Source organism: Streptomyces ortus (assembly GCF_026341275.1).
GTDB lineage: Bacteria > Actinomycetota > Actinomycetes > Streptomycetales > Streptomycetaceae > Streptomyces > Streptomyces ortus.
This window is the reverse complement of record NZ_JAIFZO010000002.1, coordinates 3564199-3584896: the sequence shown is the minus strand read 5'-3', so window position 1 is coordinate 3584896 and position 20698 is coordinate 3564199. Positions and strand designations below refer to the sequence as shown.

Sequence of the window (20698 nt, the reverse complement as noted above, 5' to 3'; positions counted from 1 at the left end):
TGCGCGGCCCAGGAGGCCGCGGACCGTCAGGAGGACTCGTGGGCATCCGTCGACTGGCCGTACCGACCGCCGTGGTCGCCGCTCTGATCGGCACCTTCAGCGTGCAGCTCGTCGCGGGCACCGCGTCCGCCGCGGGGCGTGCCACCACCGTGCGCGAGGACTTCAACGGCGACGGCTACCAGGACGTCGCGGTCGCCGCCACCGCCGCAACGGTGGGCGGTCACGCCTGGGCCGGCTACCTCACGATCACCTACGGCTCGGCGGCCGGCCTCGACACGGCCCACCCCACCGTCATCACCCAGGACACCCCGGGCGTGCCCGGCGCCTCCCGCGACAACGGCGTCTTCGGTTACGAGCTGATCCCCCGCGACCTGGACGGCGACGGCCTGACCGACCTGGCCGTGACGACCCGCGAGTACCAGCCGGAGGGCAACATCAGCGGATCGGTGATCGTCCTGTGGGGCCGGAAGACGGGCATCTCCGGCCAGGATTCCGTCCGCGTCCCCGGGGCACCGGAGAACGCGGACGTCGGCGGCGACATCACGGCGGGCGACTTCGACGGGGACGGTCACACGGACCTGTTCATGGGCAACGGCGACGAGTACGACTACCGCGACGTGCTCTACGGCCCGTTCGAGCGCACCGGGGCACCCGCCCGTGAACAGCGGATGCTGGTGTTCAGCACCGACAACACGATCTCCTCCACCGCGGCCGGCGACTTCGACGGCGACGGCATCGAGGACCTCGCGACCTTCTATGTCTACGAGAACCACGCCGAGGGCGGCAAGCTGTGGCTCGGCACGAAGGACGGCCTGTCCACCGTCCCGCAGCGGTTGTCCTCCGCGTCCGCCACCGCCGTCGCCGACTTCGACCAGGACGGTTACGCCGACCTCGCCACCCGCGAGTTCCCGGGCGGCGACACCGAGATGGTCGACGACCCCGGTACCGTCAAGATCTATTACGGCTCGGCCGCGGGACCCAGCCAGACCCGTACGGTGACCATCACCCAGCAGACCGCGGGCGTGCCCGGCACGAGTGAGAAGAACGACGCCTTCGGTGCGCGTCTGAGCGCGGGCGACGTGAACGGCGACGGGTATCCCGACCTGGCCGTGGGTGTCCCTGGTGAAGCGATCGGTTCGGTGGCCAGGGCCGGTTCCGTGGTGCTCCTCAAGGGCGGCAGGGGCGGCGTCACCGGCGCGGGCGCGCAGGCGTTCCACCAGGACACCGCGGGCGTGCCGGGGGTCGCGGAGAAGAACGACGTGTTCGGCGGCTCGGTGCGGCTGCTCGATGTGACGGGGGACGGGAAGGCCGATCTGACGGCGGGCGCGCCCGGGGAGGATCTCGGTTCGGTCAGTAACGGCGGCGCGGTGTGGCTGCTGCGCGGCACGGCATCCGGCCTGACGGCCTCGAAGTCGTCCGCGCACAACCCCGTGGACTTCGGGGGGCCGTCGGCACGGGCAGAGTACGGCTACAACCTCAGCGGCGACAACGGCCCGGGCGTGCATATCCCCTGACCGCCGTCGCGCCGGGACAGCTGTTCCCCTACCTGTCGGCGGGGCTCCGCCGCGGACGCAGGTCGTGCTGGTACCAGGTGCCCGGCCTGCCACCGAGGTGGGCCGGGTCGGCCGGTCCGACGGGGACGAAGCCGGCGTGGGTCAACACCGCCCGGGACGCGGCATTCTCCTGTGCGGTGGCCGCCCGCAGGGTGTGCAGTCCGTGCCGGGCCGCCGCCAGCCGGCACAACTCCCGCACCGTCGCGGTCGCCACGCCACGGCCGGAGGCGTGCTGCGCGACGCGATAGCCGAGTCTCGCGGTGCCGTCCTCCAGGTCGTACAGGTTGAACCTGCCGAGTACCGAACCGTCCTCGGCGAGGAGCACGTAGAAGGCGCAGACTCCGGCGTCCTGGTCGGCCAGCGAGGCGCTGAACACGTCGGGGAACTCGTCGAAGAAGGCGTCGCCGCGGTCGGAGACCGAGGCCGCGAAGTAGGCGCAGTTGGCCAGCTCGAAGGCCAGGACCGCCGCGGCGTAATCGGTGTGCAGCAGCTCCAGTTCAGGCACTGCCCGACTGTATCGAGACGGTTCTCATACGTCCTGTCTGTTCGGGTCCCGGAAGCGGTCGAGCCCCTTCTTGAGGGCGTTGAGCGGTGAGCTGATCGCCTTGGGCGTCTCCGGCGCCGACAGCCGGGGCGTACCGGCGGCGCTGGTGAACTCGGCCAGCGCCGCCCGGGCGGCGTCGGCCGCTTCCCGGTAGAGGTCGCAGGACTTCGTCATGGCGTCGAGGGCTTCGGCGTATTTGACGGCCATGCTCTGGGCGTGGGCCAGTTCCTCGTCCGGGGTCAGCAGGTGCCAGCCCTGGCGCAGTTGGGTGAGGGCCTGCTCGGCGCCGTCGGGCAGCGGGCGCGGCAGGTGGGCGAACTCCGTGATGAGGGCGAGGAGTTCGGTGGGTTCGGAGCCGTCGAGGAAGACGGTGTGCACGCTGAAGTGCTCCGCGTCGTGGTCCCGGCCGCGCGGCTGGGCGGGCAGGACGACGGCGCCGCCGCGCGGCATCCGTACGCCAAGTTCCCGCTTCATCGCGAAGTCGGCGGTCTCCGCCTGTGCCGGCGTGGCGCGGTGTTCCACGACACGGTGGCGCAGGCTCGGCGGCAGGAACGCGGAGACCGGCCGCTGCCCGCTCGCGTCGGGCGTCATGGCCTCATGCACCACGACATGGATGTACCAGGTGTTGCGGGAGCAGTCCCGCAGGCGGCGGCGCAGCTCGCTGTCGTCGGTCGGCAGGTGGTTCGTCGTCCGCAGACGGACCCCGGGCAGCAGGTCGTGGTCCCATTCGACGCGCTCGCTGTCGGGCCAGAACATGGTGGCCGGCGAGGGCCATCGGAAGTCCCACGGCAGCTCCGCCTCGGCGGCCAGGATCCAGGTGACCGCCTCGTCGTCCGAGCGGCGGCCCCGGGGCTCGTACGTGGTCAGCTGGGCGCGCACCATGACGCCGTCCGTCACGCGCCAGTGGGCCTCGAAGAGGCGACGGGCCGACGGGCCGGGAGCGGCGGACGCCTCCCGCGGATACAGGACGGTGGAACGTCCGGCCTCCACCGGGTCGAGGTCCAGGAAGTCGTCGATGACCCCGGCCGCCTTGAGGGCGATCAGGTTGCGCCGGACGTCCTGTTCGGGATCGGCCCCGGGATGACGCCCACGTGCCAGCCACACGGTGCCGGGGACGGTCGTCGCTGAGCTGCTGTTCTTAGCCATGGAACCGTTCTGTGGAGATCAATGCCTCTACCAGTATGGCCCCTGCCGCCGCACCCACGGCGCGACGCCCCGCGCCCTCGTGCGCCTGTCGCCCACTCCGGGGCTCCGGCTTGCCGTGCAGGCAGTCCCATTTGTTGCTTCGGTCGGCGTCGGCGCATCGGTGTCTGAATTACCCGGTTTGCGCGGCGCATTCGGCATCCCCTGTTTGTCACTCGTAGGAGTCATTGAGTTGTCCACGAAATCCACGGTGATCGTCGGCGGCGGTTCAGTGGGGCTTACTCCTGCGGTTCCTCTGTCCCGCACCCCCGTCTCCGCACCTCCGTGTCCGCACCTCCGGATCCCCCACCTGATTGCGTCTGGGTTAATCGTTGATTCATTTGCGTGCACTTGCTGTTAAGTGGGCCGCTCTCTAGCGTTCTCGGCATGGACCTCATCGCCCTCGCGGCCTCCGGCCGGACGAACCCGGACCCGGACCCGAACCTGTGCCGAGCCGGGGGCGGGCGGCGGCGTCGTGGCCCCGTCGTCGGCCGCCCGTGGTCAGTCGGCGGTGATCTCGTCGATCGACGCCCTGACCTGCTCGCGGAGCCAGGCGTGGGCGGGGTCGGAATCGTAGCGCTGGTGCCAGTTGCAGTGGATCGTCACCGCCGGGGACTCGATCGGCAGCGGCCGGGCGACGAGGCCGAACGCTTCGATGAGCGGGCGGCCGAGGACCGCCGTGCAGGTGACCAACGCGTCGCCGTGGGCGGCGATCCGCAGGGCGGTGGGCAGCGTGGCCACCGCGGCGACCACCCGGCGGTGCAGACCTTCCGCGGCGAGCGTCTCGTCGATCGGCGCGGTGAGGCGGCCACGCCGGGAGACCAGCACATGGGGGTGTGCCGCGTAGGCCTTCAGGTCGAGTCCGGTGGCGCAGGGATGGTCCGCGCGCATCGCCACGACGAACGGGTCGGTGCCGAGCGGCTCGGACCGGAACTCGGGCAAGCTGGGCCTGCCACCGCCGAGTTCGAGATGGACGCGCCCGTGCCGCAGGTCGTCGGTGTCGACGGAGTTCTCCGCCAGCGCCCGCAACTGCACCCCCGGCGCCTGTTGCCGGAGTCTCCCGACGAGTACCGGGAGCGGTGACGCGGCCACCGCGTCGTGGCACTGGATCGTGAAGGTGCGGTCCATCGTGGCCGGGGCCAGCTCACGGATCGGCGACAGCACCTCGTGCGCCTGCCTCACCAGCCGGTGCACGTCCTCCCGCACCGACATCGCGTATGGGGTCGGGGTCATCGAGTGGCCGGTGCGAACCAGGATGTCGTCCCCGGTGACGGCCCGCAGCCTGCCGAGGGTGCGGCTGACCGCGGGCGAGGACAGGTGCAACCGCTCGGCCGCGCCCATCACGCTGCCCTCTTCGAGGAGGGCGTCCAGCACGGTCAGCAGATTCAAGTCCTATTGCATGACGGTAAGTCTGAACAACTCATAGATTCATCTCGATCAACTCCAGGAGCATCGCATGAGCCAGGAACTGCTTGCCGCCACCGTCGCCGCCGTCCGCGCCGCCGGCGCCCGGATGATGACGCGCTACTCCACCGAGTCCCGTCCGTCCGGGCTCCCCGAGCTGCTCGCGAACCTCCAGGCCAATGACGCGGCCGTCGTCGACGTGTTGCGCCCCGCGTTGACCGAGGCTCTGCCGAGCGGGGGCTGGCTCAACGACGAACACGGCTCGGGGCCGCTGGCCACGGGTGAGTGGTGGCTCATCGACCCGGTCGGCGGCAACGTCAACGCCGTGCACGGCATGCCCGACTGGAACATCGGCGTGAGCCTCGTTCGTGACGGCCGCCCGGTACTGGCAGTGGTCCACTTCCCGGTCCTCGACGAGATGTACACCGCGACCGAGGGTGGCGGGGCGTTCCTCAACGGTGTGCGGATGCGGGTCTCGGCCAAGGCCTCCCTGGACGGCGTACTCGCGGGGACCGGCCAGGCCCAGCCGGGCCACGACCCCGAGCTGGCGGAGAGGATGGGGTCCTCGTTCGCCGCGATGACGAACGCCGCCCTGCATGTGCGGGTGTCCGTGCCGGTGACCCAGCAGCTCGCCCACGTCGCCGCGGGCCGGATGGATCTGCACTGGCAGTTCGACAATGTCCGGTCCCACGCGGCAGGGGTGCTGCTGGTCCAGGAGGCCGGAGGCGTCGTCACCGACTTCGAGGGCAAGCCGTGGGACCTGACCGACGGGAGCTACCTCGCCGCCGCGCCGGGTGTGCACGCCGCCGCACTGAAGGTCCTGACCGCCTGAGAACCGACACCGTCGAACGCGTCACCCCTCTCAGTGCCGTTGCTGGGCGGCCATCCACTGCCAGACGTGGGTTCCGTTGCTGCTGGGGTCGTTGCGGCCCACGTAGATCCACGACCAGTGACCGGAGAACTGGTGGTCGTTCCACACGACATGGTCGTAGAGCGTCACCAGCGACCCGGGAATGAGTTCGTGCGCGTGGACGGTGTTGGCCCGCGGATCCACGGTGAGGTCGTCGAGGGAGGCGACGAGCCAGCTGGGGGTGCTGATCTTCACCAGTTCGCTGTCGGGGATCAGCGGCGCGCCGCCGGGCGGGAAGGATCCGACAACGCCGCAGATCGGCACGGAGGCGGCGAACAGAGTGGGATAGACGGTGGTCATCTTCATGCTCATGTAGCCGCCGTTGCTGCAGCCGACGACATAGATCCGGTCGTGGTCGACGCGGTTGCCGCGTACGACGTCGCCGATGATCTCGCGGATGAGGGGGGCGAAACGGGGGCCGTCCTGCATCCAGGCGGAGGTGCTCTGCGGGGCCACCACATAGGCGCCGTCGAAGATGCGCTGCGCTTCGGGGGTGGCGAAGCCCAGGGCGCCGCGGTTGGCTCGTAGCGTCGTCTCGTTGTCGTAGTAGTCGGGCAGCGAGGCGCCCTCGCCCCCACCGTGCAGCCAGACGATCAGCGGGCGTCGGCCCCGTCGGGAGGAATGGGCGCCGGTGGGGGAGTACAGCCGGTACTTCATCCCCGAGCCGGAGACATGGGAGCTGAACGCGTCGACCTCCGGGTCCGACAGCCGACGGCTCTGCGTGAAGCTCTCGATGGTGACCGGTCGGTGGTTCCGGAGGGTGAACGGGGCCCGCTGCGTGATGGTGTAGACGAGGTCCAGCATGACGTTGCGGCCTCTGCCGGCGATGTATCCGAGCGTGCCGCCGCCGGTCTGGCCCTCGGCGTGGCTCAGGTCGAGCACGATGTCGCCGCGGCGGTCGAGCCGGACCGCGGTCACCGTGCGGTCGAGGTCGTATTCGCCGAAGATCACGTCATCGGTGACGGGGATCGGGCTGGTGGCCTTGGCGTGCACGGTGAAGGTGCCGGTGGTCAGACTGGCGGGGTCGATCGGGCCGAGCCGGGCGGCGTGGAGGGTGACGGAGGTGACCTGTTCCCCACCGTCCAGCACCTGTGCGTTCAGGGTGAATCTCACACCGGCGGTCGCGCGGTGGTCGTCGGCATACGCGGTGACGCCGGGCAGGGACAGCCCCGCGGCGGCGCCCGTACAGGCGGCCAGAAGAGTGCGACGGCTGAGCGGTGTTGCCATGCGGACTCCTTGAGTGGGGGGTTTCATCGCGGACGGGTCGCCGAACGCGGCTCTGCCGCTGAGGAGTTGACGGCGGCTCGCCCGTGCCGGATCAGGACGGGCCGTGTCATGAGCAGCACAGGAGCGAGCACCGTCGGCACGTTACCTGCGCCACCGCGTCGCGGACAGGTGCCGCTTCGGCTTTTCTGCGCACGGCGAGCGCGTCGCCCGTCCCGTTCCCGCCGGGCGGAGGGTGGCCGCCCTCGGCACGGACTGTCACATCGGGCGCGACGGGGACGAGGGCGGAGATGGCGTGTGGCGTACGAAGCATGACGTTCGACGTGTGGCGCGGGCCTCCGTCGACGCCGGTCGTTCGCGAACAGGCGCTGGGGGCTTGTGCCGTGACGGATCGAATGCAGGCTGCTTCATGTGCGAACACTGCATTTATTCACTCGGTCGAGTGGAGCCGTGCGAGTGGATTCGCTGGTTCCGCGAGTGAACTGCAACACAGTTGAGCCGGGAGAGGCGTAGACCACCCTCTGACGCTCACGGGGAAAGTGCTGGCCACTCTGCGTTACTGACCGGTATGCGGCGGCTTTGTGCATCGTTCAAATATCGCTCTGTCATGTTCGCCCTGCCAAGCATGCGTGTTCGGCCGTTCAGCCGAGTTTCATGGGCGACGTCAGAAGGCGCCGCGGGTGCGCATCTCGTAGCGCGGAGCCGTTCGCATCTTGCCTCAACGAAGAGGATCCATGACTGACGATGCCCGCGCGGGGGCCGGCGGCAGTCCGGTGACAGCCACCGGCGTGCTGCCCTTCCCGCTGGATTTCGAGGCGCTCTATCTGAAGAACCAGGAGGACTACCACCGGTTCGCGCGAGCGATACTCAACGATCGGCAGGACGCCGAAGACGCCGTCCACCGCGCTTACTTCGAGATCCTCGCGCACTGGCCCGACCTGCTGGCCGACGGCAACGTCCACCAGCAGACCTGGGCGATCCTGCGACGCACCGTCATCTCCGAGAAGCTGACGACCTACCGGGGCAACCTGGCCGAACTCACCGAGGACAACGACGTGGCGCGTGCCCTGTGCACCCTGCCGTCACGGCAGTTCGACGTCATGGTCCTGCGCTATCTGTGCGGCTGTGCCACCGCCGACATCGCCTGGTACCTGGGCGTGTCGGCCAGCACCGTCGACTACCACGGCCGAAAGGCCAAGCAGCGCCTTGAGCAGGCCATGCCCGCCCGTATCCGAAGGAGCAACTGAATGAGCGCCCAGAAGGGATCCGTCTCGCACGCCGAACAGGTGCTGGCCGCGGCAGGCCGACGTCTGCGCGCCCGCCAGCCCGGATTCGATGTCGCGGCCGGACTGCTCCGCCTGGCCCGGGACGCCGGTTACAGCCCCGTACCGGACACCGTCCCGTCCGTCTCCCGCGCCCTGCGCCACCTTGAGGAGTTCGTCAGCTGGAGCCTGGACCAGCCAGGCGCCACCACGCACGTCGAGCGGTACGCCGCGACGCTCGGGGAGAGCGACGCCTACCGTCTGCTGACGCGTGATCGGGACACCGAGGAGATCGACCTGGACGGCGCGCACGTCTTCGCCTGCATGCTGTATCTGGCGGGCCATCCCGAGAGCGCCCAGTTCTGGTGGCGCTTCACGGCCGGCGCCGGCATCGGAGCCAGTGCCCTGTGCCTTCAGTTGCTGCACAGGTCCCGGGGGGAGACGGCCGAAGCGGAGCACTGGCGCGAGATGCTGCTCCTCGTCGTCGACCTGGACGATGACGTCGCCGTGAAGACGACGTTCGTCACCACGGTCGGCAGGTTCGCCGCCTACACCCGGCGCCACCGGCCCCCGGCCCCCGTGACACCGGCCCTGAACGCCGAAGTGCGCCGTCTGGCGACTCAGGACGACGCCGCCGACCGCCTGGTGTGCCGGCCCGACGCCGGCCTCGCCCGGCGCCTGCAGGACTGCACGGGCTCCCGCTGACCCCGCACGGACGAGGTGCCCGCCCGCTGTCCCGGGTTCCTGTGCCACCGACCGCAGGCAGGCATCTCCTCATGCCCCCGGAAGGACGTACAACACCATGCGACGTACGCCACGAACCGCCGTGTCCAGCACGGGATCGCGCCGCCGACGCCTGCGTGATGCCGCCGCCTTCGCTCTGCTGCGTGGCATGGCGTACGGCCTGGGAACCGGAGCGGCGGGACTGCTCGTGTACTGGCTGCAGTCCTACCTGTGAATGTCCTGCCGCACCTCTGCGACGCACTCCCGCCATCGCGCTCGCCACGCACCCCTCCCGTGCTCCGAACAGTCCTTGGACGGCGGCTCGTTGTACGTGATCCTGACCGGTGCGTTCGCCTCCGCGCGTGCACGCTCCGACGCCGTCGCGACCTCCTCGTAGGTCCACTCCTTGTAGAAGCGCTCCCCGTGGGCATCGGTGATGTCGATGACCACGCCGGTCCACTCCTCGGCGGGCTCCTCGGGGACGAGTCCCAGCTCGTACACGGCGTCCTGGAGGAGGGCTTCGGTGACCCGTATGCCGGTGAGTGTCTCGGTCAGAGCGAGGACCGCCGCCTTGCGGTCGACGTCCGGGGCGCTGTCGTCGTGCTCTCCCTCGGAGGTCAGGGGGAAGCCGACTCCCCGTAGCAGGGGGACCAGTCCGTCCGATGCCACTGACAACGCGCGGTCCTCCTCCTGCCGGTCCTAACTCCGGCGGGGTCAGGTGCCCTCAGGCAGACCCAGGGCGGTCAGGAGGGCCGAGGAGAGCTCTTCCGCGAACAGCTCCGACCCGGTGAGAGCCTGCCGGACGGCCTCCTCGTCCGGCGTCAGTCCGGCGGCGGCCGACCATGCGAGTGCGCCGGCCACGGCGGCTTCGACGGGGAAGTGCTCCACAGGTATCTCGTAGCTCTCCGCCAACTCCGGGTTGAGCAGGCCTTCCCAACTGCCGCCGTCCGGTGTGAGGGCCTCGACGAGACCCACATCGCTGTCGACGTAGGACACCATGAGAGCCGGCGCCCCCAGTCGCCGGACGAGGTTCGCCAGGCTGCTCGGTCCGGCGTCGGCGAAGTCCGTGACCTGCCAGCCCTTCACCGACGCCCTGGTGTCGTCGATGCCCGTGAACCCGGCTGCCCGCATGAGCTGGTGCAGTTCGCCCGCGGCCCGGGTCGTCAGCGATCCGCCTGAATTTCCCATGGTCCGCACCGTAACGGGTGCCTCTGACAAGCCGACTCCGGCAGTACGGGCCCACTCACCGTCCGCCGCGATGGCGGTCGGGGTGTCGATTTGCCCTGGAGCGCACTCGAAGGTGTTCGCTGGGGGTGCAGGGCCCGCTCTGCCACGCGCGACGGTGTGAAGCCGCTGGCCGCGGGCCCCGGCGACGAGTTTTCCTGAGGAGGATGCCATGACGCAGAAGATCTGGTTCATCACCGGTGCCTCACGCGGATTCGGCCGCGAGTGGGCGATCGCCGCGCTGGAGCGCGGCGACTCCGTGGCCGCGACGGCACGCGACCTGTCCACGCTGGACGAACTCGTGGAGACCTACGGTGAGCGGTTCCTGCCGCTGCGACTCGATGTCACGGACCGCGAGGCCGACTTCGCCGCCGTGCGCCAGGCGCACGAGCGGTTCGGCAGGCTCGACGTGGTGGTCAACAACGCCGGTTACGGCCACTTCGGCATGGTGGAGGAGATCTCCGAGCCGGAGGCCCGGGCGCAGTTGGAGACCAACCTGTTCGGGGCGCTGTGGGTCACCCAGGCGGCCCTGCCGTTCCTGCGTGAGCAGGGCAGCGGCCACATCCTGCAGGTCTCCTCCATCGGCGGGATCAGCGCGTTCCCCCTGGTCGGCATCTACCACGCGTCGAAGTGGGCGCTGGAGGGCATCAGCCAGGCCCTCGCCCAGGAGGTCGCGCCGTTCGGGATCAAGGTCACCCTGATCGAGCCCGGCGGGTTCGCCACCGACTGGGCCGGCTCCTCGTCGAGCACGTCCGAACCGCTGCCCGCGTACGCGGAGTTCCACAAGCAGGTGCAGGAGCAGCGCCGCAAGCGCGTCGGCACCCCCGGCGACCCGAGTGCTTCCGCCGCCGCCGTGATGGAGATCGTGGACGCCGACGAGCCGCCGCTGCGCTGCTTCCTCGGCACGGCACCGCTGGGCATCGCCAGGGCCGACTACGAGGGACGGCTGGCGACGTGGGAGAAGTGGCAGCCGGTGGCGGAGCTGGCCCAGGGCTGAGGGGCAGGTCCGAGCGCCGGTCGGCCCGGCCCCCGGTCGGTCGGCGGCCTCCCTCAGGGGCTGCCCGTCCCGAAGCCGACATCGACGTCGACGGCCTCGGGATGGTCCTGGATGTACGCCCTGACGACCGACTCGAAGTCGTCGTCGGGGCGCAGGCCGAGTGCCGTGGCGCGCGCGTTGTCGAACGAGGCGGGCCATGAACCGACGATGGCCTCGATGGCCGGGTCGGGCGCGACGGTCACCAGGTCGGCGACGGCGTCACCGGCCACCCGGCGCAGCGCGTCGAGCATCTCGGCGACCGTGACCGTGAGCGCCGGCAGGTTGACCGGAAGCCGGCCTTCGAGGGAGCCGGGGCCGTCGTCGCGTGCGGCCTCGGTGATACGGAGGATGCCTTCGACGGTGCGCCGCGGTGAGGCCAGCGCGACCCGCAGACCGGGGTCGACCGGGCAGGTGGCGGGGGATCCGGCGAGGGGCTCGCGGATGATGCCGGACAGGAAGCCGGAGGCGGCGGCGTTCGGTGCGCCTGGCCGTACCGTGACCGTCATCAGACGCGCCACGCGTCCGTCGATGAAGCCCCGCCGCGTGTATTCGGCGATCAACTGCTCGCAGACGCGTTTCTGTGTGCCGTAACTCGACTGCGGCGTCGGCAGCGTCCGCTCGTCGACCATGGGCGGCAGGGGCGCCGCGGGGTCGGAGCCGTACACCGCGACGCTGCTGGAGAACACCACCCGCGGTGTCGGTCCGCCGGCGGCCGACTGGGCGCGGGCGGCGTCGAGCAGTGCGCGCGTCGTGTCCAGGTTGGCGGTCATGCCGAGGTCGAAGTCGTTCTCGCACTCGGCCGACACGGCCGACGCCAGGTGGATGACCACGTCCACGGGCTCCCTGAATACGTCGTCGAGCCGCTCGCTCAGGTCGCCCCGGACGACGTCGACCAGCGGGTGGTGCGCCACCGGCGACGCGGTCGGCACGTACCGGTCGGCGAGCAGCAACCGGTCGACGGGCGCACCGCACAGGGCCCGCCGGGCGAGCAGGACGTCGGTCACCCGCTGCCCCAGGAAACCGAACCCACCGGTGATGACGATCCTCATGCCGTCCTCCTCATGCGGTCCTCCTCAGGGCGTCCCGAGGCATCGGGGTTGGCATCGAAGTAAGCTAAGGCTAGCCTTACTCGCGTGTCGAAGAATCCGAAGTTGATGCCCCGGCAGCCCCGGCTGTTCCGTTGTCACGTCGTGCGCAGTGAGCGGTACACGTCCTCGATGCAACGGGTCACGGTGACCGGACCCGAGCTCTCCTCGTTCCCGTGGCAAGGCTACGACCAGTGGTTCCGGTTGTTCCTGCGCAAACCGCACCAGGAGGAATTCGTCCTGCCGGAGATCTCCGGTCCTGTCTGGTGGAAGCCGTTCCTCGCCACACCGGAGGACGAGCGGGCGCACTGCGCGAACTACACCGTGGCCGAATTCCGTCCCGACGCGGCGGAGCTCGACATCGATTTCGTCGTGCACTGCGGCCCGGGCGGCGAACCGGAGGGCGCCGCGGCGATCTGGGCCTGCGGGGTGGCCCCCGGCGAGGAACTCGCGCTGCTCGACCAGGGGTTGCTGTTCGACTGCCCCGACGACGCCTCCGAGGTGCTGCTCGTCGCCGACGAGAGCGGTCTGCCCGCCACGGCCGGGATCCTGCGCTCCCTCCCGCGTGAAGCGGTCGGCCGTGTCATCCAGGAGATCCCGACCGCGGGCGACCGCCGCGACCTGGACGCCCCGGCCGGAGTGAGCGTCACCTGGGTGGTGCGCGACGACCCGTCCGCGGTTCCCGGCGCCGCCGCGCTCGCCGAACTGCGCCGGCACGTGCCCGCCGCCCCGACGGGCTATGCCTTCGTCGTGGGGGAGTCGACCCTCGCCACCGAGGGCCGCCGGCACCTGCACCGCTCGGGGCTGCCGAAGTCGCGTATCACCTTTTCCGGCTTCTGGAAGCGCGAGGCGCACGAGCAGGCCGCTGCCGCCTGACCGGTGCCGCGCCCGGGGGGCCGTGCCCACCGGCACGGCCCCTCGCGGACGTTACGCGTCCGGTGTCGGGCGCAGGTGGAGGACGACCGCCGCCGTTCCGAGTGGCGGCACGGTGACCGGGACGGTTCCCTCCGGGTCCACGTCGATCGCGTGCGGGTCCAGCCCCAGGTAGTTGGTGCGGAACGCCTGCCCGACCGCGAGCGGGGTACCGACGCGGCAGACGACCGGAGTGTCCGCCAGGGACTGCAGGCGGACCATGAGCCGCCCCTCGCCCGGAACGGTCAGCCCGACGAGCCGCACCCGGGGATCGTCCAGCGTCAGCAACCTCGTCTGCGCCGGAAGATCCGCCTCGGCTCCCGCACGGGCACGGGCGCGGACCGGTACCAGCGGATGGCTGGTGACGGCCGCGGTACGCACGGCCAGTCGCTCGCCGAGCCCTTCGGAGTTCCCCTTGGCCGCCGTGAAGGCGACGCTGTAGCGGAACGTCTGGTGGAACGCCTGCTGGGACGGGAAGTTGGTGTCCCAGACGTTGTTATGCACCCAGGAGAAGACCGTGCCCGGCTCCTCCTGCGGCAGCGACTGCGGGTAGGGCGCGTACGGGATCGCGATCCCGCCGAGCTGCACGAGCGGGGCGTCGGCCGTCGCCAGGGCGGCGTGGTGGCCGGCGTCGCTCAGGCTGATCCAGCGGCGGATCGCGCGCATGTGGATGGCGGACCCCGGCACGGTCTCCCGGTCGGTGCCGAGGACGCCGCCGGTGGCCTCCGTGCGCACGGAGGGGTCGTCCAGGGCGAACGGGAAGGCGAAGAAGGCGCTCTCCTTGGTGAGCGTCGCCGTCTTGTCGATGCGGTTCTCCACGTCGATACGGGCCGCGTCGTGCGGCAGGCGCACCGTCACCCGGAGCCGTCGCGTGCCGGCCGGGGCGCATTCGTAGACGAGGCTCTGGCCGGTGGCGTCCGTGGTGCGGTCGACGAGTGCCGCGGGCGGCGCCGTGCTGCGCGAGGCGAGCAGGTGCATCGAGTCGTCGGCGACGGTCTTGCTCGACTGGTGGTTGAACGCGCCGGCCGTGGCGTACTCGTCGTACACATAGCCGTTGAAGCCGATGACGGAGTCCTGCCGGACGAGTTCGCGTCCGGTCCCCTTGTCGACGACCGAGCCGATGCACGCCTCGCGCAGGTCGACGGTGACCCGCAGGTGGTCGTTCTCCAGGACGACCGGGTCCGCGGACGAGCCCGCCCGGCCGTCGTCCCGGGGCTCGGGGGCAGGAGCGGTGCCGGGCACGATGTCCAGACGCAGCGAGCCGCAGGCCGGTACGTCGGCGACGGGCACGTTCAGGAACCGGCCGGCCGCCCGGTGACGGTCGTTGCTCTGCGCCTCCTCCACGAACGGCAGCGCCGTACCGGTGCGCGCGTCCAGAACCTGGACCGGGTCGCGCAGCGCGACGGTGCTCTCCGGCAGGAAGAGCCGTGCCGTCTCCGTACGCGGCCAGCTGCAGGTGTTGACGACGTGGAAGGAGGCCGGCGCGTCGGCGGGTGCGGCGAAGGCCTCGCCGAGCAGTGCGGAGGCGGCGTCCAGGAGCGTCTCCGCGTCGTCGTGCGCGCGCATGGCCTGGGAGTACTTCCAGTGCCACTGCTGCTCACCGGAGCCGTGGCCGTGATCGCCGTGGGTCCACGGGTCGCCGGCGCCCCAGGTGTGCTCGTTGAACAGCGAGGCGGCCCGGTAGACGTCCGGCGCCTTCGAGGTGACCGCCGTGCTGCCGGGTACGTTCAGCAGGTGCGCGTACCCGGCCACGGTCTGGGCCTCGGCGAGGGCCGCCTGGCCGCGGCGGGTGGCGGCGAGCGGGACGGCTCCGGCGCCGACCCCGTCCACCCACCAGTCGCTCCAGTCGCCCCGGTAGGTCTCCAGCCGGTCCCCGACGCGCTGCTCGGCGTCCGCGAAGAAGTCCTCGTTGCGGGAGGCCCGCAGCTGCGGATAGGCCCACTGCTCGTTCCAGCGGCGCACCGTGTCGGCGATGATCCGGCGCGGCGGGCCGTTGTCCGCGAACTTGCCCAGCACGCGCAGGTGCAGGACGTCCCACGGATAGGGATCGACGCCGGCCGTGGCGGCCGAGGTCTGGTCGAGGACGGGGAAGCCGGGAATCCCGCGGCCCTCGTGCGGATGGGGGAACCGGGCCAGGGCGGACAGGTAGGCGGGCAGCAGGTCGTCGACGCTGTCGTAGGACTCGTCGAAACCGAGGATCGAGCCCTCCATGTACGCCAGACCGTGCGGAGTGTCCGTACGCCACACCAGGACGCTGTTGCCGCTCGGCGCCTGCCAGCGGAACAACCGCGGGAGGTGTGCTCCGCCGACGAGGTGCGGGACGGCCCGTCCGGCCCAGTTGTGCGCCACGGACAGGTAGCGGATGCCGTTGTCCGCCAGGACGTCCGGCAGGCCGACCACCTGCCCGGGCACGTCGGTCTGCATGGCCGTGGTGATGCCGATGCCGTGGCGGTCACGCAACTCCGTCACCGGGCGCAGCAGTTCGTGCAGTTCGTCCGTGGAACAGGTCTCCGTGTGGAGGTTGAACGGCATCGCCGTCAGCTCGACGCGCCCCTCGCGCACCCGGTCCAGGAAGTTCTCCACCTGGCGGGCGGGCCGGTTGGCGCTCCAGTCCTGGAAGGAGTGGAACCCCTCGACGGCCCAGCGGAACCGGGCGGGCTCCGGCCAGTCGTCGGTGTCCCGGCACAGTTCGAGCAGGGAGTCGAGGTAGGCGCGGGACTCGGCCATCACCCGGCCCTGCGGATCGGTGTAGCCGATGTCGAGGTGGGAGTGCTGCACCAGGTGCAGCGTCCAGTGGCGCTGCGGGCGGGCCTCGAAGTCGAGCCAGGTTCCTTCCGCGAGGTCGGGGAGTTCGATCCGCAGGTCGGTGGGCGCGTCCACCTCCGGCACCAGGACACGGAGGTCCGTCCCGGGGCCGGAGAGGAGTTCGCCGCGGACGGGTGTACCGCCGGCGGTGGTGACCCGGACCCTCGTGATACGCGGCACCCGGACGCCGGCCGCCGCGCCCGGACCGTGCAGCCGCACCCGGATGGACTGCAGCAGTCCGCCGGAGCCGTCGTGGCGCAACAGGGGTTCGCCCGACAGGCGCACCTCCAGGTCACCCACGCCGACGGCGGCGGTGACCACGCGGTTGCGCAGGATGTCGCGCGCGATGTCGGAGTCCCACCAGGACGGCCGGGTCAGCGGTGGCTTGGGCATGGTGCGTGATCGTCCTTCGTGTCGGGGTTCGGGTCGGGTGGTACGGGCCCTACTTGGGCCCGTGACCGTGCCGGTCGCCGCGGGCCAGGGTGGCGAAGATCTGCACCATGGCCGACTGGTTGAGGGTCGCGGCCGGGGCCTGCGGGTCGTAGTCGCCGCCGTTCGACGGCTGGAAGCGGAACAGCCCGTCGGAGGCGTCCCGGTTGGTCCGGTACGTGCTGTCCGCGTAGTCGCTCATGGTCTGCCGATAGGCCGGGTTGGGGCGGATCGCGTCCAGGTCCAGCAGGTCCTTGAAGTAGAAGGTGTTGAAGATGGCCGGCTGGTCGTGCAGCCGGGTATCTTGCGCCCAGTACGCGAGAGAAGCGTCGGCGTCGGTGACGGCCTTGGTCAGCCAGGCGGACTTGCCGGTCCCGCGGTACAGGGCCGTCGCCGTGCCGATCATGGCGCCCGAGTTGTACGTCCACAGGGTCTCGTTGATGCTGCCGTCGTCGTTGCGATCGTTGACGTACAGCCCCGGGGCCTTGCGCATGCAGGAGGCCACCCAGCCGTACCACTGCTCGGCCTTCTCCAGGTAGGCACGCTTGTGGGTGTGCTCGTAGAGCCGGGCGGCGAGCTGCGCCGAGAGGGAGGTGACGTTGGTGGCCCGGACGTTGTTGTTGGGGGAGTCGACCCAGTCCATGCCGCCCGGACAGGCTTTGGCGGTGTCGCCGTCCCAGGCGCGGGTGACGACCGGTATGACGTTCTCGGCCCGCCGCAGGAACGTCCTGTCGCCGGTGGACTCGTACTGGTCGAGCTGGCTCAGGGCGACCACGGCGTTGTCGTCGTAGTAGACGTCGCCGCCCGGGCCGAGCGGGGCGGGCAGGTACGACTGGTAGCCGGGCCGCTCGCCGCCGGAGTGGTACAGCTCGAACGTGTCGAAGCGCTCCGCCGCGTCCGCGCGGTAGGCCTGGCCGGTGCGCGGGAGTTCCTGCATGTCGACGGCCGCAGCGGCGGCCTCGCGGAACGGCCACAGGAAGGAGTGCGCCGGGTCGCTCGCCTGTCGCGGGGTGTGCTCCAGGTACAGACCGTGCTGGTCCGTGCCCTCGTACAGACGGGTCTGCAGGGCCCGGTAGGTCTCGGTGGCGCGGTCGGCCCACAGGGACTGCGGGACGGGGCGGGGCCGGTCGGGACGGTCGGTGCCGGCGTGTGCGGGGGCGGCGGTCCAGAGCAGGCCCGCGCAGACGGCGGTCACGGTGGCACGGCGGAGCAGCGGTCGCGGCATGGTTCACCCTTCACGGAGAGGAAAAGGAGAAGAGAGGGACACAGCGGACGTACGAGAAGACGTAGGAGAGGACGTACGGGGGTCAGCGGTGGATCTTGAGGCTGCTGATGAAGAAGCGCTGCGCGGAGAAGAACAGCACCAGCGTCGGCAGGGAGACCAGCAGGGCGCCGGCCAGCACGACCGGGGGACCGACGTTGGAGTAGTTGCCCTGCAGGTCGGCGAGCGCGGCCATGACCGGCCGGATGTTGCGGCTCGTGGTCAGCGTGATGCCGAACATCAGGTCGTTCCACACGGCCACGAACTGGAACACGAACACGGCGATCATGGCGGATCTGGTGAGCGGTACGTGGATCTGCCAGAACAGCCGCCACCAGGACGCGCCGTCCAGGCGCGCGGCCTCCACGACCTCCTTCGGCAGGGTGAGGGCGTAGTTGCGCATGACGAAGAAGGCGAAGGGGATCGCGATCGCCGTGTAGATCAGCACGAGCCCGAACTGGGTGTCGTACAGGGACGATTCCGCGTACGACAGGAACAGCGGGCGGATGAAGACCTGCAGGGGCAGCAGCGTGCCGGAGTAGATCACCCAGAACCACAGCGCCCGGTGCTTCACGGGCATGATGATCGTGGCGAAGGCGGCGCCCGCGGCCAGTACGGCGGAGGCCAGCGCGCTGACGACGGAGTACAGCAGGCTGTTGCCGAACGCCGGGCCCAGGTTGGCCCGGTCCCAGGCCTGGGACATGTTGTCGAACAGTCCGAACTCCGTCGGGAACCAGTGCGGGCTGCCCGAGTAGCTTTCGGCCGGCACCAGGGCGTTGACCACCAGGAGCCAGGTCGGGACCAACCAGAGCAGGGCGAGCACCGCGACGGTGCCGGTGCGCAGGACGCGGCCGAGGGACATGGTCATTCGCCTTTCACGTCGAGCTGACGGCGCAGATAGAGCCAGGAGGCCGCCAGGACGATGACGGTGAGGACGACGGCGATCGCCGCTCCCGCGCCGGGCCGCAGTTCCAGGAAGGTCTCGTTGTACATGGACACCGCGAGGGTCTCCGTGGCCCGGCCCGGGCCTCCTTGGGTGAGCACCCAGATCAGGTCGAACGACTTGAGGCCGTTGACCAGGCTCATGCCGATCACGATGATCGACACGGGGCGCAGCTGCGGCAGGACGATGTACCGGAACTGCTGCCAGCTCCCCGCCCCGTCCAGGGAACCGGCCTCCAGGGTCTCCGGCGGGATGGACTGGAGTCCGACCAGGAAGAGGATGACGGCCACACCGGTCGCCTGCCAGGCGTTGGCGAGGATCATCACGAGGGTGTTGCCCGGCCAGGTCAGCAGCCACCCCTGGGCGAACGAGTCGAGGCCCACCGTGGTCAGGACCTGGTTGACGGCGCCGTCGGTGGTGAGCATGAAGTTCCAGACCACCGCCACCGCGGAGCCCGAGAGCGCGTACGGGAGGACGACACACAGCCGCGCGAGGCGCGAGAAGCGGGTGGCGTCGGTCATGCAGGCGATGGCCAGCCCGAGCACGAAGGGGAGCACGACCGTGCCCACCACCCACAGCAGGGTGTTCTGGATCGAGCGGGTCAGGGCCGGGTCGGAGGCGAAGCGGGTGTAGTTGTCGAACCAGCTGAAGGGGGAGGTCCGGGTGTCGGCGAAGAAGCTGCGGTGGATGGTCCACACGAACGGGGCGAGCAGGAACACCGAGACCAGGAGCACGGCCGGTGCCATGAACCCCCCGGCCGTCAGGCGCTCGCGCCCGCTGATCCAGGTGTCCCGCCGCACGGGACGCGGCTCCCCGCCGGCGGGCGGTGTCCGTCTGCTCCCGCCGGTGGCGGGTCGGTCGGTCGTGGAAGTACTCATGCCTCGTCGCGCCTCCAGGCTGCCCATTCGTCTTGTGCGCGCTCCTGCATCCGGCGCAGCGTGGTCTCCGGTGAGGTCTGCCCGGCCATGAACCCGCCCAGGTCGTTGGTGTTGCCCTGGATGAGGCTCGGCGGGCTGGCCTCCCAGTAGCGGATCAGCGGGATCCGGTGCTCCTTGGCCACGTCCCGCTGCAGCGCCGCCACCACCGGGTTGTCGGACCGCACCGTCGGGTTGGCGGAGCTGTCCTGCAGGAAGTCGCTCCACACCCGCTGGACGGGCGGGGCGAGCCACGAGCCGACGTTCGCCAGGGCGGCGTCGTGCGAGGAGGCACGGGCGGGCACCGTGAAGACGCCCGACTCGGCGATCACGCTCTTCGGTGTCGCGGACTTCACGGTGGGCAGGATGAACGCCCCGTAGTCCGCGCCCGGCTTCATGCCGGCCGCGGTCATTCCCTGGGCCTGCCAGGTGCCGTGCAGGAACATGCCGACCGTCCCGGCCTTCAGCGCGCCGGGTCCCCGGGCCTGGTCGAAGTCGGGCGACGTCATCCAGCCCTTGCGCATGAAGTCGTGCCAGATGTCCATCGCCTCGCGGGCCGGGTCGTCGGTGTACGAGGCCTCGCCGGTGACCAGTTTCTGGTAGAACCGCGGGTCGACCTTGGTCACCAGCTCCTGGAACCACTCGATCGCGGGCCAGCCGCCGACCTGACTCGCCAGGAACGGCGTGATCTTGTTTCGCTTGAGGACCTCGGCGCAGTGCAGCAGCTCGTCCCAGCTCCGGGGCTCGGACAGCCCGAGCTTCTTGAACACCGGCTTGCTGTAGAACAGCACGTAGTACGACTCGTAGAGGGGGATGCCGTACACCTTCCCCCGGTACGCCACCGCGTCCCGTGAGGCGCCGCGCACCCATCCCTTCGCTTGGTACTTCGCCCAGACGCCCGACAGGTCCGTGAGGCCGCCGGCCCGGGCGAGGCGCTTGAGCTGGTAGCCCGAGGCCCACTTGACCAGGTCGGTGGCCTTGGACGTCTGCAGCGTCATCTGGACGACCTGCTGGTACGAGGTCACCGAAGGGTTGGACAACGGCCGCAGCGCGTAGCCGGTGATCTTCTCCAGCGCGCGTCCGGCCGCCCGGTAACCGTCGTCCCAGGTCGCGTTGTCGTTGGAGATGCTCGTGGTGCCCGGTTGCGCCGACGTGCTGTCTCCGCGGGCGCAGCCTGCTGCCGTGAGCGTGGCCGCGCCCGCGGCCATCCCGGCAAGAAGGCGGCGCCGGGCGAGCGGCGCGGCCGCACTTCGGGTCCTGCCCGATGCTGACATTGATCACCTTCAC

Annotated in this window: 19 protein-coding genes; 7 read left to right on the top strand and 12 right to left on the bottom strand. The window is 70.5% G+C overall.

The annotated features are described in order from the left end of the window. Positions 1-38: 38 nt before the first annotated feature. Positions 39-1514, top strand: coding sequence for an FG-GAP and VCBS repeat-containing protein (locus K3769_RS19170; RefSeq protein ID WP_267027628.1), 1476 nt, complete (start codon positions 39-41; stop codon positions 1512-1514). Positions 1515-1542: 28 nt separating this feature from the next. On the opposite strand, the gene K3769_RS19165 is transcribed toward K3769_RS19170, so the two are convergent. The 3 genes from K3769_RS19165 to K3769_RS19155 all read right to left on the bottom strand — a co-directional run bounded on the left by K3769_RS19165 (position 1543) and on the right by K3769_RS19155 (position 4668). Further along, positions 1543-2058, bottom strand: coding sequence for a GNAT family N-acetyltransferase (locus K3769_RS19165; protein ID WP_267027627.1), 516 nt, complete (start codon positions 2056-2058; stop codon positions 1543-1545). 24 nt (positions 2059-2082) lie between these two features. Beyond that, on the bottom strand, positions 2083-3243 hold the full coding sequence (locus K3769_RS19160; protein ID WP_267027626.1) for a hypothetical protein: 1161 nt from the start codon (positions 3241-3243) through the stop codon (positions 2083-2085). A 537-nt stretch (positions 3244-3780) separates the two neighbouring features. After that, positions 3781-4668 (bottom strand): LysR family transcriptional regulator, encoded by an 888-nt coding sequence (locus K3769_RS19155; RefSeq protein ID WP_267027625.1) that lies wholly within the window; start codon positions 4666-4668, stop codon positions 3781-3783. Positions 4669-4735: 67 nt separating this feature from the next. Between K3769_RS19155 and K3769_RS19150 the strand changes: the two genes are divergently transcribed. Continuing rightward, a complete protein-coding gene (locus tag K3769_RS19150; protein WP_267027624.1) occupies positions 4736-5515 on the top strand; it encodes an inositol monophosphatase family protein in 780 nt (259 codons plus the stop codon). A 30-nt stretch (positions 5516-5545) separates the two neighbouring features. Here the strand turns inward: K3769_RS19150 and K3769_RS19145 are convergent, their stop codons facing one another. Then, a complete protein-coding gene (locus K3769_RS19145) occupies positions 5546-6820 on the bottom strand; it encodes a PHB depolymerase family esterase (protein WP_267027623.1) in 1275 nt (424 codons plus the stop codon). A 731-nt stretch (positions 6821-7551) separates the two neighbouring features. Between K3769_RS19145 and K3769_RS19140 the strand changes: the two genes are divergently transcribed. The 3 genes from K3769_RS19140 to K3769_RS19130 all read left to right on the top strand — a co-directional run bounded on the left by K3769_RS19140 (position 7552) and on the right by K3769_RS19130 (position 9037). Continuing rightward, positions 7552-8064: a sigma-70 family RNA polymerase sigma factor gene (locus K3769_RS19140; protein ID WP_267027622.1), complete on the top strand. Its 513-nt coding sequence runs from the start codon at positions 7552-7554 to the stop codon at positions 8062-8064. Further along, on the top strand, positions 8065-8784 hold the full coding sequence (locus K3769_RS19135; RefSeq protein ID WP_267027621.1) for a hypothetical protein: 720 nt from the start codon (positions 8065-8067) through the stop codon (positions 8782-8784). Positions 8785-8881: 97 nt separating this feature from the next. After that, complete coding sequence (locus K3769_RS19130; protein WP_267027620.1) at positions 8882-9037, top strand: hypothetical protein; 156 nt, start codon at positions 8882-8884, stop codon at positions 9035-9037. Here K3769_RS19130 and K3769_RS19125 read toward each other — a convergent pair. Together K3769_RS19125 and K3769_RS19120 are read right to left on the bottom strand one after the other, a co-directional pair. Beyond that, positions 9028-9471 (bottom strand): DUF6461 domain-containing protein, encoded by a 444-nt coding sequence (locus K3769_RS19125; RefSeq protein ID WP_372515155.1) that lies wholly within the window; start codon positions 9469-9471, stop codon positions 9028-9030. The genes K3769_RS19130 and K3769_RS19125 overlap by 10 nt on opposite strands. A 45-nt stretch (positions 9472-9516) precedes the next feature. Further along, positions 9517-9990 (bottom strand): hypothetical protein, encoded by a 474-nt coding sequence (locus K3769_RS19120; protein ID WP_267027619.1) that lies wholly within the window; start codon positions 9988-9990, stop codon positions 9517-9519. A 208-nt stretch (positions 9991-10198) separates the two neighbouring features. Here K3769_RS19120 and K3769_RS19115 point away from each other — a divergent pair, with 208 nt between their 5' ends. Continuing rightward, positions 10199-11023, top strand: a complete 825-nt coding sequence (locus K3769_RS19115; RefSeq protein ID WP_267027618.1) for an SDR family oxidoreductase — start codon at positions 10199-10201, stop codon at positions 11021-11023. A 53-nt stretch (positions 11024-11076) separates the two neighbouring features. Here the strand turns inward: K3769_RS19115 and denD are convergent, their stop codons facing one another. Further along, positions 11077-12111: a D-erythronate dehydrogenase gene (gene denD / locus K3769_RS19110; protein ID WP_267027617.1), complete on the bottom strand. Its 1035-nt coding sequence runs from the start codon at positions 12109-12111 to the stop codon at positions 11077-11079. A 105-nt stretch (positions 12112-12216) separates the two neighbouring features. On the opposite strand from denD, the gene K3769_RS19105 reads away from it, so the two are divergent. Beyond that, positions 12217-13023 carry a siderophore-interacting protein gene (locus tag K3769_RS19105; RefSeq protein WP_282566835.1) on the top strand — a complete coding sequence of 269 codons (807 nt, stop codon included), beginning with the start codon at positions 12217-12219 and terminating at the stop codon, positions 13021-13023. A gap of 51 nt (positions 13024-13074) precedes the next feature. On the opposite strand, the gene K3769_RS19100 is transcribed toward K3769_RS19105, so the two are convergent. The 5 genes from K3769_RS19100 to K3769_RS19080 all read right to left on the bottom strand — a co-directional run bounded on the left by K3769_RS19100 (position 13075) and on the right by K3769_RS19080 (position 20685). Beyond that, positions 13075-16257 (bottom strand): glycoside hydrolase family 38 N-terminal domain-containing protein, encoded by a 3183-nt coding sequence (locus tag K3769_RS19100; protein ID WP_267027615.1) that lies wholly within the window; start codon positions 16255-16257, stop codon positions 13075-13077. 49 nt (positions 16258-16306) lie between these two features. Then, the gene (locus tag K3769_RS19095) at positions 16307-17518 is read right to left on the bottom strand and encodes a glycoside hydrolase family 76 protein (protein ID WP_267027614.1); all 1212 of its coding nucleotides are present in this window, start codon (positions 17516-17518) and stop codon (positions 16307-16309) included. An 82-nt stretch (positions 17519-17600) separates the two neighbouring features. Beyond that, a complete protein-coding gene (locus K3769_RS19090; protein ID WP_267027613.1) occupies positions 17601-18422 on the bottom strand; it encodes a carbohydrate ABC transporter permease in 822 nt (273 codons plus the stop codon). Next, positions 18419-19375, bottom strand: a complete 957-nt coding sequence (locus K3769_RS19085) for a carbohydrate ABC transporter permease (RefSeq protein ID WP_267027612.1) — start codon at positions 19373-19375, stop codon at positions 18419-18421. The genes K3769_RS19090 and K3769_RS19085 overlap by 4 nt, the downstream gene beginning before the upstream one ends. Beyond that, on the bottom strand, positions 19372-20685 hold the full coding sequence (locus tag K3769_RS19080; protein WP_267027611.1) for an ABC transporter substrate-binding protein: 1314 nt from the start codon (positions 20683-20685) through the stop codon (positions 19372-19374). Before K3769_RS19080 ends, K3769_RS19085 begins: the two co-directional genes overlap by 4 nt. Between the last annotated feature and the right edge of the window lie 13 nt (positions 20686-20698).

Coding starts and splice junctions, on each gene's coding strand:
- K3769_RS19160 (WP_267027626.1), bottom strand. CDS start 3,243: ATGGCTAAGAACAGCAGCTCAGCGACGACCGTCCCCGGCACCGTGTGG.
- K3769_RS19150 (WP_267027624.1), top strand. CDS start 4,736: ATGAGCCAGGAACTGCTTGCCGCCACCGTCGCCGCCGTCCGCGCCGCC.
- K3769_RS19145 (WP_267027623.1), bottom strand. CDS start 6,820: ATGGCAACACCGCTCAGCCGTCGCACTCTTCTGGCCGCCTGTACGGGC.
- K3769_RS19140 (WP_267027622.1), top strand. CDS start 7,552: ATGACTGACGATGCCCGCGCGGGGGCCGGCGGCAGTCCGGTGACAGCC.
- K3769_RS19135 (WP_267027621.1), top strand. CDS start 8,065: ATGAGCGCCCAGAAGGGATCCGTCTCGCACGCCGAACAGGTGCTGGCC.
- K3769_RS19130 (WP_267027620.1), top strand. CDS start 8,882: ATGCGACGTACGCCACGAACCGCCGTGTCCAGCACGGGATCGCGCCGC.
- K3769_RS19120 (WP_267027619.1), bottom strand. CDS start 9,990: ATGGGAAATTCAGGCGGATCGCTGACGACCCGGGCCGCGGGCGAACTG.
- K3769_RS19115 (WP_267027618.1), top strand. CDS start 10,199: ATGACGCAGAAGATCTGGTTCATCACCGGTGCCTCACGCGGATTCGGC.
- denD (WP_267027617.1), bottom strand. CDS start 12,111: ATGAGGATCGTCATCACCGGTGGGTTCGGTTTCCTGGGGCAGCGGGTG.
- K3769_RS19105 (WP_282566835.1), top strand. CDS start 12,217: ATGCCCCGGCAGCCCCGGCTGTTCCGTTGTCACGTCGTGCGCAGTGAG.
- K3769_RS19100 (WP_267027615.1), bottom strand. CDS start 16,257: ATGCCCAAGCCACCGCTGACCCGGCCGTCCTGGTGGGACTCCGACATC.
- K3769_RS19095 (WP_267027614.1), bottom strand. CDS start 17,518: ATGCCGCGACCGCTGCTCCGCCGTGCCACCGTGACCGCCGTCTGCGCG.
- K3769_RS19090 (WP_267027613.1), bottom strand. CDS start 18,422: ATGACCATGTCCCTCGGCCGCGTCCTGCGCACCGGCACCGTCGCGGTG.
- K3769_RS19085 (WP_267027612.1), bottom strand. CDS start 19,375: ATGAGTACTTCCACGACCGACCGACCCGCCACCGGCGGGAGCAGACGG.
- K3769_RS19080 (WP_267027611.1), bottom strand. CDS start 20,685: ATGTCAGCATCGGGCAGGACCCGAAGTGCGGCCGCGCCGCTCGCCCGG.